Here is a 12985-nt window from a genome sequence, read left to right as displayed (position 1 = left end):
CCTCCGCTCACCCGGCCCGCCACCCACCCCCCGGATCAATGTGGGTTCCAGTCGGTCAGACTGCAACAAAGGCGCATTGATCCAGGCCCGGGCCGCGCAGAAGCCTCGGTGAAGACCCTGATTTCGGTGCTGAGATCAGGCGTCGCTTTCGTGAACGAGGTCCGCGATCCAGGGCAATATGTCGGCGTATGCGGCCAGGGCTCCGGGTGCATGGTTCGCGCCGGTCATCGGGACGACCGGAAAGTCGTATTCGCGGTAGGTGACGTCGGCACCGAGTTCCCGCCAGCGTTCGAGCAGAGTGCGGGACTGCTCGATCGGTACGACGTCGTCCGCGACGCCGTGCGACAGGTAGACCGGCATGCTCGGTGCGATTCGGCCGACGGTGTTCGCATCGATCACGTCGACGATTCCGGGGTCGTTCAGGTGTGCGGTGAGTGGGCGTCCGTCTCGGGTGAGTTCGCTGGTGTCGACGGGGTCGTTCGCGGCGCGGTCGGTGCTGCACCAGTTCTGCGCGGCGTCGAGCACCGCGGTGCCGTCGGCGTCGAACACGCTTCGGATCTCGTCGGCACGTTCGGGGTAGGCGTTGATCATGCCGTCGACCGCGAACAGCACGGCGCTGCCGAGTGTGGTGCCGTCGAGGGGCTCGATGTTGAGCGTCGGATCTGCCGGTGGCGCACCGACGTACGCGCCGACGATGTTGAGCTCGGGGGCATACCCATTGGCGAGTTCGGCCGCCGAGGCCGAGGCGAACCCACCCTCGGAGTACCCGTACAGCACCACCGGGGTGTCGGCGTCGGCGGTTCTCGCCACGTCGAGCAACGCGTGTCCCGAGGCCAGACGGTTCAGATACGTGTGCCCGCCCGGAGTGCCGAGTCCCTGGTAGTCGGTCGCTACGACGCGATAGCCGGCCAGCAGTAGCGGCAGGATGGCGGGGGACGAGCCGACGGTACCGAGTACCGCCGATCCGGCGCAGCGATCGGCCATCCCGGATGTGCCGGGCGCGTAGGCGATCACCGGTCGCGGTCCGGGGCCGGGCCACGGCGCGGTGGGGGTCATCGTGTACCCGGAGACGGTCATGGGTTCGCCGTGCGTATCGGTGGAGGTGTACAGGATTCGTTCGATGTCGAAGCCGAGTCCGAAACCTTTGGGCGAGTTCATCGGTCGTACTCGCACCACATCGCCGGGCGAATGTCCCGTCGATTCCACCGGCAGGTCGTAGAAGTCCGACAGGGGATCGGCGACGACGGGTGCCGACAGCGTGACACCCCAGACGAGCGCCGCCGCCACGATCATCGCTGTTCGCCGCAGGCAACTGGTGGCTCGCTCGTTCGTCATCTCGAGATCTCCGCACTCGATGGCCCGGTCACCCCGCCGACGTTAGCCTGAGTATCGGCCCTATGAAGGGTCGACGACGAAAGGACTCGGTTCGATGCCAACACGTACCTCACGCACCGCATGGAATGGAACTCTCGAACAAGGTTCCGGCCAGGTGGAGCTGTCCAGTTCGGGTGCAGCGACGTTCGACGTGTCGTTTCCCAAGCGTGCCGCCGAGAACGCCGACGGCACCACCAGCCCGGAGGAACTGATCGCAGCGGCTCATTCGAGCTGTTACGCGATGCAATTGTCGGCGCTGATCGCCGAAGCAGGCGGTACTCCGCAGAGTCTCGAAGTCACCGCTGATGTCTCGCTCGGTCCGGATCAGCCCGGTTTCAAGCTCACCGGTATCAAATTGACCGTCCGCGGCGAGGTGGACGGTCTCGACGCCGACGGGTTTGCGAAGGCAGCGCAGGCAGCGAAAGAGACCTGCCCGGTCAGCAAGGCTCTCACCGGTGTCGAGATCACGCTGGACGCCGCGCTCGAAGGCTGATCGAACGGATCACCCGATGTGAGACTGGCGAACAGTCGCCAGGTTTGAAATAGTTCGTGAATCGACCCATCCACGGATGGTTCGGTGCCGAATCGAGGTCAAGCATCGGGTTAGATCGGCTGTTGCATACCTTCGGGGAATGTAACGACCAGCCTAGGAAGGATGTGCCCACCATGTTGTGGACGCGCTTCCTAGGCCTGGGTGCCCTGGCAGTTGCAGCGCACGCGGCAGCCCCGCAGGGATTACCCCGCGACATCGTCTATGCAATCGTGGTCCTGGCCACAATGGCGGCATTCGTTTATCGGTACCTGCGCGAGAACGGTCCGGATCGGCGCACATGGAAGTACATGGCCCTCGGTGTCGGCTGCTGGGGCGTGGGCGATGGCTTGGTCGCCCTGATGCAGTACGGGGGCGGTCGGGTCTCGACCTTCTCGGCCGCGGACGTGCTGTTTCTGGCCGGGTACGTGATCATCGCTGTGGGATTCGCGCGTGCGGCCGACGAGAACGGGCTCGTTTTCGGTCTGGAAGAGCTGCTCGAATGTCTGGTGGTCGCAGTGGGCGTCGGTCTGGCCGCGTGGATGTTCGTCGTTCCCGGCGACTGGACGGGGTCATTGGCCTCGATGCTCTCGTTCCTGCCTGCGACCGTCTACCTGACCATCGACGCGTTCTTGCTGACTCTCATCGGCAGTCTCTATCTGTTGACGCGTTCGACCGGAATCTCGGTCGTGGCTGCCACCATCGGCACAGTGCTTCTCACCGTGTCCGACTTCGCCACCTACTCTCGGCTCGACGATGTCGAGCTCTACCGCTCGCTGATCCCGAACACGCTGTGGCTGGCGGCCTACGTGTGCTTCGGAGTCGTTGCGCTGTTCGTGCCGGAGCGGGCGGTCGCACGGATCGAGCGGCCCAGTCCGTTCAGGTTCGGGCGAGCACGATTCGTCGGTCTGGGTCTCGCGGTTGCCGTCACCCCGGCGGCCATGGCCGTGCAACTGGCTCGCGGAGTGCCCGTCGCGCAGTGGGGTTGGGTGATCGTGCTGTCCTCTGCGTTGGTCATATCCCTGGTCGGCGGCAGGATGGCCTGCTTCCTCGGAACGCTGCGCAGGCAGGCTTCGGTGCTCGAGAACGTGGCACGAACGGATGCCGTTACCGGACTGGGGAACCGCAGGCTGCTTCGGGAGCGCCTCGACACGATGCTCGCCACGCGCGGCGAGTCGGACGTCTTCACGCTCGTGGTCGACATCGACCGTTTCGCTCAGATCAACGAGACGTTCGGGTACAGCGTGGGCGACAGCGTGCTCCGCGAGATCGGCCATCGCCTCGTCGCCTCGGTGCGGTCCGACGATCTGGTGGGGCGGCTGGGAGGCGATCAGTTCGTCGTGGCGATGCGTCGGATGCCGGGCAGGACCGATATTTTCGACATGGCACATCGGCTCCAATTCGCGGTCAGCAGAACGATGTTCGTGCACGACATCAACGTCGCCCTCGACGCGGCGGTAGGGATAGCGGCGTTCGAGGAGTGTTCGGGGGCGTCCGAGACGAACGGCGTCGACGGCGAGGCGATGTTGCAGCGAGCTCATGTGGCGTTGACGTCCGCGAAGGCAGGCCATGCTCGCATCGGTCTGTACGAGCCCGACATGGACCGAAACCGACACGATCAGATGCGACTGTTGGGCGAGCTCGACACGGCGATCCGTGACCATCAGCTCCGGGTGTTCTTCCAGCCGTGTCTCGATCTCGAGTCGGGCAGCGTCGACCGGGTCGAGGCTCTGCTGCGGTGGCTGCACCCTCGCGAGGGACTGATCGGGCCGTCGACGTTTCTCCCCGATGCGGAGCGCACCGGCATGTTGCCCGCCATCACCGCACTGGTACTGGACGAGGCACTCGCGCAGTGCAGCGCACTACGACGGCGAGGCATCACTCTGTCTGTCTCGGTGAACCTTTCGGTTCGGAATCTTCTCGACGAGACACTCACCGAACAGGTCGCCGCGGCACTGGCGAAACACTCCGTACCGGCGCACGCCCTGGAGTTCGAGGTCACCGAAACGACAGCCATGACCGACCCGGTGCGATCGGTGGCTGCGTTGACCTCGTTGCGCAGCCTGGGGGTGACTCTGGCCATCGACGATTACGGGACCGGCTACAGTTCGCTGGCGTACCTGCAGACCCTGCCGGTGCAGACCCTCAAGATCGACCGCTCGTTCGTCTCGAAGATGAACTCCGACGACACCGACGCGTCCATCGTTCGCTCGACCATCGACCTGGCCCGCAGCCTCGGCGTGCGGATCATGGCCGAGGGCGTCGAGGACGCAGGCACCCTCGACGCCCTTCGTCGGCTGGGTTGCGATGCGGCACAAGGCTTTTATCTCGGTCGCCCGATGCCTGCCGAGCTGTTGTTCGACGCCGTGCACAAACTCGATTCCGATACGCCCACCAGACTGGAGTGGGAGCTCGCCCGTCAGCCCATCTGACGGGCGAACTGCGTCGTCACGAGGTGGCGGGCACGTCCAGCACGACCTCGAACTCCAGCAGTGACGCGCCCGACGCGACCGGCTTGCTCTCGCCGGAACCGGCGTGCGCCTGCCGTGACGGGCCACCGGACCAGGCCTGGAACGACTCCTCGTCCTCCCACTGGGTGACGACGAAATAGCGTGTCTCGCCCTTGACCGGACGGAGCAACTGGAACCCGAGGAAACCGGGCGAACCGTCGACCGTTCCGGCACGCGCGGCGAAGCGCTTCTCGAGCTCGGGGCCTGCGCCCTCGGGTACGTCGATCGCGTTGATCTTCACAATGGCCATTCTCGGGAGACTACCCCGCCGATATGCTCGGCGGTGATGCTCTACGACGAGGGTGGATCCGGCCGTTCGATACTGCTGCTGCACGGGCTGATGGGCAGTGCGGCGACGTGGCGACGCCAGATTCCGTGGCTCCGAGAATTCGGGCGGGTGCACACCTACGACGCCCCGGGTCACCGTCGGCCTCCGCCGCCCGAGCTGACGACCGAGGCGTTCGTGGACGACCTGATCGAGCACCTCGAAACGGTGGGTCCCAGTGTGCTGGTCGGTCATTCGATGGGAGCGCTGCACGGCTGGTGTGCGGCTGCGCGGCGACCGGATCTGGTCACCGCGCTCGTCGTCGAAGACATCGCGCCGGACTTTCGCGGTCGAACGGCGGACGGCTGGGCGGCGATGATCCGGGCGTGGCCGCAACCGTTCCCGGACGCCGACGCGGTACGCGCCTTCTTCGGAGATGTTGCCGGACAGTACTTTCTGGATTCGTTCGAGCTCAGCGACGACGGCTGGCGACTGCACGGTGACGTCGATACGTTCGAGGCCATTTCGCAGGAGTGGGGGACGCGGCACTTCTGGAACGAATGGGATGCCGTTCGTGCTCCGGTTCTGTTGATCGAAGGTGAGCACACCATCACGCCTGCCGGACAGATGAGCAGAATGCACTCGGCCAAGCCCGGATCGGTGTACGTCCGAGTCGAGGGTGCGGCGCATCTCGTTCACGACGAAGCCCCGGAGCGGTATCGCGACGCCGTCGAGGGGTTCCTGCGCACACTAGGATCATCCGAATGCCGCTCGCACAGCTCAACGGAATCGACCTGAACTACGACGTCACCGGTGACGGACCGCTCGTGGTTCTGGTGATGGGAACGGGAAGCCCGGGCCGCGTCTGGCGAACCCATCAGGTTCCCGCGCTGGTGAAGAGCGGATATCGCGTGGTCACATTCGACAATCGCGGTATCGCACCGTCGTCCGAGTGTGCGCGCGGGATGACGCTCGACGACCTGGTCGCAGACACCGCCGCCTTGATCGAACATCTCGGCGGCGGAAAGGTGCGCGTCGTCGGCACGTCGATGGGCGCACGCGTCACCCAGGAATTGGCGTTGGCGCGGCCGGATCTGGTGTCGCACGCAGTGATGATGGCCACCTACGGCAAAAACACCACGATGCGTCAGCAGTTGACGAAGGGTGAGAAAGATCTGTTCGACGCCGGAGTCGAACTTCCGGCCTCGTACCGGGCGGCGATGACTGCGATGCAGAACTTCTCGCCCAAGACCTTGGCCGACGAGGCAGCGATCGGCGATTGGCTGGCGGTGCTCGAATACTCCGGCGGCAAGAAGACGGCCGGTATGCGGGCGCAGATCGGACTCGAAATGCGTGCCGGCACAGACAGATTGATAGCGTATCGCCGAATTTCGGCCAAGTCGCTCGTCGTCGGATTCGCCGACGACCGGCTCATTCCGGTGCAGCAGTGCCGCGAAGTGGCTGCGGCGATACCCGGTGCGCGCTACGTCGAAATCGCCGATACGGGCCACTTCGGCTACCTCGAACGACCCGACGCCGTCAATGCGACTCTGGTGGAGTTTCTGGCGTCCTAGCCGTCCGAACCTTCGCCGGCCAGCGCGAACAAGCCCGATTCGGTCTGCTCGATCAAGCCGTCGGTCAACAGTGAGTCCAACGCGCGGTCACGCTGGGTGGGGTCGGTGGGCCAGACGATGTCGAGCTGAGCCCGCTCCACCGGCCCGGTGCTCTCCCGCAGGACCGACATCAGTTTGCCGCGTACCTGTCGATCGGTTCCGGCGAACTTCTGCACCTTCTTCGCCGGGCCGGTGTGCGCAGGCCGCCCGGCCTCGATCCAGGCGCACTCGGGAAGTGGGCACAGCAGGCACGCCGGATTCTTGGCGGTGCAGATGAGCGCGCCGAGCTCCATCAACGCCGCCGAATACCGGGCGGCGCGGGGCACGCTGACTGGAAGCAGTTGTTCGACGTCGGCCAAATCCCTTGTCGTCGAGGGATTTCCAGGCTCGGCGTTGCCGTGCAACGCACGCGCGACGACGCGTCGAACATTGGTGTCCACCACCGGAACTCGCTGGCCGTAGGCGAAAGTCGCCACCGCCCTGGCCGTGTAGGCCCCGATGCCGGGCAGGCCGAGCAGGGTGTCGACATCATGCGGAACCTCGTCGCCGTAGTCCTCGGCAAGCACCCGAGAACACTCGTGCAGACGCAATGCGCGACGCGGATATCCCAGCTTCCCCCACGCCCGCAGCACCTCGGCCTGCGACGACGCGGCCATCGCCGAGGGGACCGGCCACCGCTGCACCCACTGCTCCCAGATGGGAGCCACCCGCACGACGGGCGTCTGCTGCAGCATGATCTCGCTCATCAGGATCTGCCATGCGGTCACTCCCGGACGACGCCACGGCAGGTCGCGTCCGTCGGTATCGAACCATCCGAGCAGGGCCTCGGGATCGATCGGCAACTGTGCGCCCTTCTTCTCGTGTCTGTGACGGGTACCAACAGTAGTGAACCCGACTCGCCGGTAACCCGCTGCGCGTGCACCCGACTCGCCGGTAACCCGCTGCGCGTGCACAATGAGAGCTATGCCTGCTTCGAATCCGATCGCTGCCTGGAAGTCACTCAAGGAAGGCAACCAACGGTTCGTCTCCGGAGAGGTCCTGCATCCGTCGCAGGGGATCGAGGACCGCGCCCGGCTCGAGAGCGCTCAGCACCCCGGGGCCATCCTGTTCGGCTGCGCCGACTCACGCGTCGCCGCCGAGATCATCTTCGATCAGGGCCTCGGCGACATGTTCGTCGTTCGCACCGCCGGCCACGTCGTCGATTCCGCTGTTCTGGGCTCCATCGAGTACGGCGTCGCGGTGCTCAATGCTCCGCTGATCGTCGTGCTCGGACACGACCACTGCGGTGCCGTCCAGGCGACCGTCGACGCACTCGAGAGCGGTGACGTGCCCGGCGGCTACATCCGCGACGTCGTCGAGCGCGTCACCCCGTCGGTGCTCTCGGCCCGACGCGACGGCCACGAAGCCGTCGACGAGTTCGAGGCGCGCCACGTCCAGGAAACCGGCAACCTGCTGATGCAGCGTTCGCGCATCGTCGCCGAGAAGGTCGAAGCCGGCGAGCTGGCGATCGTCGGGCTCACGTACCAGCTGTCCAAGGGGCGTGCGCAGCTTCGCGAGGTCATCGGCGACATCGGCGAACAGCCCGCCTGAACGGTCGAACAGCCCGCCTGACGGTCCGGCAGCCCCCGAAAGCCCGTTCGCCGGTGCGACACGCCGCGTGGGCTCAGGGATAGCGTGGCTTCGGCCGCATACGGTTGATTCGTGTTGGAACCGACCGGGCCATTGCCTCCCGAAATCTACTGGCGACGCCGCGCACTCGCCATCGGTGCGGCCGTTGTCGTCCTCGGCTTGATCGTGTGGTTCATCGCCTCGCTCAGCGGTCGTTCCGACGACCCCGAGGCCGCTCCGGCCGGGGTCGCAGCTCCGGCGACCACGTCCGCCCTGCCGTCGCCCAGCTCGTCTGCCACGCCCGGTGGTTCGGGTGGCTCCGGTGGTTCGGGTGAGGGATCGGGCGGTTCCGGTGGGTCCGGTGGTTCGGGCGGCGGTACCGACTCCGCGGCCGGCGGTGGCACGACAGCAGCAACGACCAGTGGTGCGCCCGCTCCGGCGATCGCCAACCAGTGCCCGGATCAGTCCCTCGCGATCAAGGTGACGCCCGAGAAGGCCACCTATCGCCTCGGCGAAGAGCCCGTGTTCACTGTCGTGATCACCAACATCGGGTCAGCGGAGTGCCAGCGCGACGTCGGTGCCGGGCTGCAGCAGGCACTCGTCTACACGCTCGACAACCAGCGCATCTGGTCCAACATCGACTGCTTCCCGAACGCTGCGTCGGATCTGCGAACCTTCAAGCCCGGTGAGCAGGCCGGCTTCACGGTGAAGTGGTCGGGCACCAACTCGGTTCCCGGCTGCGGTGAAGAGCGCGTCCCGGTCGGCGTCGGTGCATACCAGGCCATCGCACAGCTCGGCGAACTCAAGAGCGTGCCGGAACCGTTCAACATCACCGGCTGAGTACGGTCGAACCTCATGACCACCCCGACAGCGCTTGCCCGAGCGGCCTACACGACGCTCGAACCCTTCCATGTGACCGCGTACTTCAATCCTGAACTCGGATCTGCGTACGAGGACACCGGACTCGACGGTCATGCCTGGTACGTGGGCGCACGGGCCGCGCCGATGGGTCCGTGCGCGCCCAGCGTCGTCGCGGCAGCGTTCTACAACTTCAACCCGGTGTTGATCGAGCAGGCGTGGCCGGCCGCTGTGGCCGTCGGTCTGGATGCAGTGTCCGATCGTCGGTGGGCACTGCTCGACTCCGTCCTCGGCGCAGCATTGGGTTCCTTGGCCTCCGAGCCCGATCTCGCGACCATCGCGGAGCGATTGCGCAGCATCGGCGACGCGGCGTCCTTCGCCGGCCGTCCTCTCGCAGCAGCATGGCATTCCACCGAACGACCCGACGTGCCTCATCTCGCCCTGTGGCATTCGATCACCGTGCTGCGTGAATGGCGGGGCGACGGCCACCTCGCCGCGTTGATCGACGCGGAACTCGACCCCGCGGAAGCAGCGGTGTTCCACGAAGCCGTCCGCCCGACACCGCAGCCCGGACGCCGAGCACTCGGCAAGCGCATCACACAGCTGACGCGACAGTGGTCCGAGACCGAATGGGATTCGGCTGCAGAACGACTCGCCGTCCGGGGACTGCTCACCACTTCTGCCGAGGGGGAGACGTTGACCGAGGCCGGCACCGCTCTCGATCGGCACATCGAGGAGCGCACCGACGCCATGGCTTCGGCAGTGTGGAAGACCGTTCCGGATGCGGAGCAACTGATCACGAGCGCACGGCCCTACGTGAAAGCCGTGATCGACGCTGGTTTCCTCCCGGGGACCAAGAAGCGGTAGGGGTTACCGGTTCTCCCAGTGGTCCCGGGTCACGGTCGTAGCGCTTCCTAGTCGTAGGGCCCGGAGATCGAGGCCTCTGCCAAGCGCGACAGTCCCTCACGAATGTGCCTGGCCCACAGGCCGCCGATGCCGTCGACCGACTGCAGATCGGCGGCGGTGGCGGCCAGCAGGCCCTGCAAAGTGCCGAATGCGCCCACGAGTCGGTGAATCTGGCTGAACTGCAACCGCGGCACTCGCGTCAGTACGCGATAACCGCGCGGGCTCATCGGGGTGTCCAACGCTTCGATGGTCGCGGGATAACCGAACGCACGGGACAGAGTCGTCAGGTCCAACAGGTCGACATCGGTCAGCTTGTCCAGCGCCGCGAGCGCTTTCTCCACACCGGTGGTGCTCGACGGTTCGTTGCCGGCGAGATAGTCGCGCACGATCAGTTGACGGTCGATGTCGTTGTCGCCCAACAACTCTTCGAGCTGAAGAGCGAGCTGACGGCCGTCGGTACCGAGCTCGAGGACGTTCTGCTCGATTTCCACCGACACCCGTCGCACCATCTCGAGGCGCTGCGCGACGGTCAACGCGTCGCGCAGGGTCACGAAATCTTCGATCTCCACGACCGAGAGCTGACGCGTGTTCTCGTCGAGCCGGGCCTTGTATCGCTCGAGCGTGGCGACGGCCTGGTTGGCGCGCGAGAGAATGGTGGCGGAGCCCTCGACGACGTGCCTGATGCCGCTGATGTAGACACTGACGATGCTCATCGACTGGCTCACGGAGACAACGGGATACCCGGTCTGCATCGCGGTTCGCTCGGCCGCGCGGTGTCGGGTGCCGGATTCGACGGTAGGAATCTTGTGGTCCGGGACGAGCTGAACATTGGCCCGAACGATGCGCTGCCCGTCGGTCGAAAGCACTACTGCGCCATCCATTTTCGACAGCTCGCGCAGTCGTGTCGGCGCGAACTCGACATCGAGCTCGAACCCGCCGTCGCAGATGGCCTCGACCTCTTCGTCGTAGCCCAGGACGATCAATCCGCCGGTGCGGCCGCGCAGGATTCGTTCGAGACCGTCCCGCAGGGCGGTGCCCGGTGCCAGTCGAGCGATGGTCTCGCGTAACGCCGGGGACTGCGCGGCGCCTTCCATGGCCAACCCCCTCGTGTCGTAACGGCATGCGGCAGATCTGGAGCTCGTGCCCAACAAAGACTAACGCGCCGCCGAATGCGGGCCACGCCGTTGCACACGGGCAGCGCCGTAAAGGGTACCGCCCGGTGTCATACCGGCCGCATACGCGTGTAGGTCAGGGCCTCACCGACGTTGGTGACGGTTTTGACCTTGATGCCGGGCGGGATGGGGCCCGCGTCCTCGGGGACGATGGCGTAGTTGAACCCCAGTCTGGCTGCCTCGGCGAGGCGGCGCCCGAGCCCGGCGACGCGTCGTACCTCGCCGGCGAGCCCTACTTCCCCCAGAATCACCATTCCTGCGGGCAACGGTTGATCACGCACCGCCGACGCCACCGCAGCTGCCAGAGCCAGATCTGCGGACGGCTCACTCGTGCGCATCCCGCCGACCGTCGCGGCATAGACCTCGGCCTTGGACACCTTCACCCCGCACCGGCGTTCCAGGACGGCCAGAATCATCGCGACACGGGCGTGATCGAGTCCGCTGACCGCACGTCGCGGTGACGGCATGGCGGTGTCGACGATCAGTGCCTGCAACTCGGCCAGCAGCGGCCGCTTGCCGTCCATCGTGACGGTGACGGCGGTCCCGGGGACGGCGTCGTTGCGGTGATGCAGGAACAGTCCGGACGGGTCACTGATGCCGACGATTCCGGTCTCCCGCAACTCGAAGCAGCCCACCTCGTCCGAGGCACCGAACCGGTTCTTGACGCCGCGAATCATGCGCAGCGTGGAGTGCTTGTCGCCCTCGAAGTTGAGGACCACGTCGACGAGGTGTTCGAGCGAGCGCGGGCCTGCCACCGCGCCTTCCTTCGTCACGTGCCCCACGAGCAGAACGGCGACTCCGGTGGTCTTGGCCAGCGTGGTCAACGCACTGGTGATGGCGCGGACCTGAGTGACACCGCCGATGACGCCGTCGACGTCGGCGGCGAGCATCGTCTGCACCGAATCGACGATCAACAGGCTGGGCTTGACCTGTTCGACGTGTCCGAACACGGTTGCCAGATCGGACTCGGCGGCGAGAAAGACGCGCTCGTGCACCGCGCCGGTACGGTCGGCTCGCAGCCGAACCTGCCCTGCCGATTCCTCACCGGTGACGTAGAGCGCGCGGCGATCGGGAGCCGAACGCGCCCACCGATGCACCACCTCGAGCAGCAGCGTCGACTTGCCGACGCCCGGCTCACCGGCCAGCAGAACGACCGAACCGGGGACCAGACCGCCGCCGAGGACACGATCGAACTCGTCGATGCCGGTGGTGTTCGCCTGCGAGGTTGCGCTGCTGATGGTCGTCAGTGCAGCTGCAGGCGTCGTCGGGATCATGGCACCGCCGCCCGAGCGGAGCGCCGATGCACCTGCGCGCGACGTGAGCGGTGCCGCGGTGGCCTGGACCTCGTCCATCGAGCCCCAGTCGCCGCATTCGGGACACCGGCCGACCCACTTGGAGACCGAATGATGACACGCGGAGCAGCGGTAGCTCGACTTCAGTTTGACCACGTCGGAAGCCTAACGATCGGCACCGACAGGTCCGGTGACCTCGTACGGAGGGGTCAGTGCCCGCCGCTGTGCTCGGAGACTGCCTCTTCGGAGCGCTCGAGTTCGTGACCGGCGTCGACGGGGACGTTGACGACAACATCGCCCGCATTCGCGAACTCGAAGGTGACCGGCAGCGTCAGGCCCGGGCGCACGTTCTCGCTGATGTCGGCCATCTCGACCTTGATGAGCTGGATCGGAAGCAAAGGATCGTCCAGCTGCGTGTCGGCGGGTGATCCGGCACCGAGCGCGGTCAGCGGAGCGATCTCGGTGCTGCCCGGTTCTGCCTCGTCGACGATGGTGACCTGAGCCTCGGGAGAGGAGATCCCGGTCAGCTCGTCCGCCACGGCGGGGTTGGCGTTGATGGCCGTGAACCCGAGCTCGACGGTGCCGCCGGGCTCGATGCTGTACTCCTCGGAGGAGGGGTACACGACGTGCACGTTGCGAAGCTGAATGTCTCCGACGTCGACGGAATTGCCGTTGACCGCCGCGACCTGAGTGGCCGTCTGCGAGATCTGACCTGCGCCGCAGGCGGTGAGCACGAGGGTGCCACCAGCGAGAAGCGCGAGGGCAGCGGCCGTTCTGCGATGGCGGCCAAGCGGTGTCGCAGCGTCGATTGCAGTCACTTCGGTCGTCCTCCATGTGGTGCCGGGCCGGCTCGGTCCA

13 protein-coding genes are annotated in these 12985 nt (G+C 66.1%); 7 read left to right on the top strand and 6 right to left on the bottom strand.

Going from position 1 to position 12985, the window contains the following annotated elements; genetic code table 11:
• Nucleotides 1-135 precede the first annotated feature (135 nt).
• Nucleotides 136-1335, bottom strand: coding sequence for a lipase family protein (locus CH281_RS10740; protein ID WP_179274165.1), 1200 nt, complete (start codon nt 1333-1335; stop codon nt 136-138).
• A 94-nt stretch (nt 1336-1429) separates the two neighbouring features.
• Here CH281_RS10740 and CH281_RS10735 point away from each other — a divergent pair, with 94 nt between their 5' ends.
• On the top strand, nt 1430-1867 hold the full coding sequence (locus CH281_RS10735) for an OsmC family protein (protein WP_027494355.1): 438 nt from the start codon (nt 1430-1432) through the stop codon (nt 1865-1867).
• A gap of 173 nt (nt 1868-2040) precedes the next feature.
• Nucleotides 2041-4335, top strand: a complete 2295-nt coding sequence (locus CH281_RS10730; protein WP_045841405.1) for a putative bifunctional diguanylate cyclase/phosphodiesterase — start codon at nt 2041-2043, stop codon at nt 4333-4335.
• A gap of 16 nt (nt 4336-4351) precedes the next feature.
• Here the strand turns inward: CH281_RS10730 and CH281_RS10725 are convergent, their stop codons facing one another.
• Nucleotides 4352-4663 (bottom strand): antibiotic biosynthesis monooxygenase family protein, encoded by a 312-nt coding sequence (locus CH281_RS10725; protein WP_027494354.1) that lies wholly within the window; start codon nt 4661-4663, stop codon nt 4352-4354.
• A gap of 36 nt (nt 4664-4699) precedes the next feature.
• Here CH281_RS10725 and CH281_RS10720 point away from each other — a divergent pair, with 36 nt between their 5' ends.
• Both CH281_RS10720 and CH281_RS10715 read left to right on the top strand, forming a co-directional pair.
• A complete protein-coding gene (locus CH281_RS10720) occupies nt 4700-5476 on the top strand; it encodes an alpha/beta fold hydrolase (RefSeq protein WP_052053258.1) in 777 nt (258 codons plus the stop codon).
• Nucleotides 5443-6252 (top strand): alpha/beta fold hydrolase, encoded by an 810-nt coding sequence (locus CH281_RS10715; RefSeq protein ID WP_032382187.1) that lies wholly within the window; start codon nt 5443-5445, stop codon nt 6250-6252. The genes CH281_RS10720 and CH281_RS10715 overlap by 34 nt, the downstream gene beginning before the upstream one ends.
• Here the strand turns inward: CH281_RS10715 and CH281_RS10710 are convergent.
• The gene (locus CH281_RS10710) at nt 6249-7133 is read right to left on the bottom strand and encodes an A/G-specific adenine glycosylase (RefSeq protein WP_032391282.1); all 885 of its coding nucleotides are present in this window, start codon (nt 7131-7133) and stop codon (nt 6249-6251) included. The genes CH281_RS10715 and CH281_RS10710 overlap by 4 nt on opposite strands.
• A 121-nt stretch (nt 7134-7254) precedes the next feature.
• Here CH281_RS10710 and CH281_RS10705 point away from each other — a divergent pair, with 121 nt between their 5' ends.
• The 3 genes from CH281_RS10705 (at nt 7255) to CH281_RS10695 (ending at nt 9624) form a co-directional block, all read left to right on the top strand.
• The gene (locus CH281_RS10705) at nt 7255-7881 is read left to right on the top strand and encodes a carbonic anhydrase (protein ID WP_027494350.1); all 627 of its coding nucleotides are present in this window, start codon (nt 7255-7257) and stop codon (nt 7879-7881) included.
• Nucleotides 7882-7992: 111 nt separating this feature from the next.
• Complete coding sequence (locus CH281_RS10700; RefSeq protein WP_027494349.1) at nt 7993-8739, top strand: hypothetical protein; 747 nt, start codon at nt 7993-7995, stop codon at nt 8737-8739.
• A 15-nt stretch (nt 8740-8754) separates the two neighbouring features.
• The gene (locus CH281_RS10695) at nt 8755-9624 is read left to right on the top strand and encodes an SCO6745 family protein (RefSeq protein WP_027494348.1); all 870 of its coding nucleotides are present in this window, start codon (nt 8755-8757) and stop codon (nt 9622-9624) included.
• Nucleotides 9625-9671: 47 nt separating this feature from the next.
• On the opposite strand, the gene disA is transcribed toward CH281_RS10695, so the two are convergent.
• The 3 genes from disA to CH281_RS10680 all read right to left on the bottom strand — a co-directional run bounded on the left by disA (nt 9672) and on the right by CH281_RS10680 (nt 12945).
• Nucleotides 9672-10757, bottom strand: a complete 1086-nt coding sequence (gene disA / locus CH281_RS10690) for a DNA integrity scanning diadenylate cyclase DisA (RefSeq protein WP_027494347.1) — start codon at nt 10755-10757, stop codon at nt 9672-9674.
• A 128-nt stretch (nt 10758-10885) separates the two neighbouring features.
• On the bottom strand, nt 10886-12283 hold the full coding sequence (gene radA, locus CH281_RS10685; protein ID WP_027494346.1) for a DNA repair protein RadA: 1398 nt from the start codon (nt 12281-12283) through the stop codon (nt 10886-10888).
• 53 nt (nt 12284-12336) lie between these two features.
• Nucleotides 12337-12945: a hypothetical protein gene (locus CH281_RS10680; protein WP_027494345.1), complete on the bottom strand. Its 609-nt coding sequence runs from the start codon at nt 12943-12945 to the stop codon at nt 12337-12339.
• Nucleotides 12946-12985 lie beyond the last annotated feature (40 nt).

This window comes from Rhodococcus sp. 06-221-2, assembly GCF_002258365.1.
GTDB lineage: Bacteria > Actinomycetota > Actinomycetes > Mycobacteriales > Mycobacteriaceae > Rhodococcoides > Rhodococcoides fascians.
The sequence above is the reverse complement of the archived record's forward strand: the minus strand, read 5'-3'. Positions and strand labels throughout refer to the sequence as shown.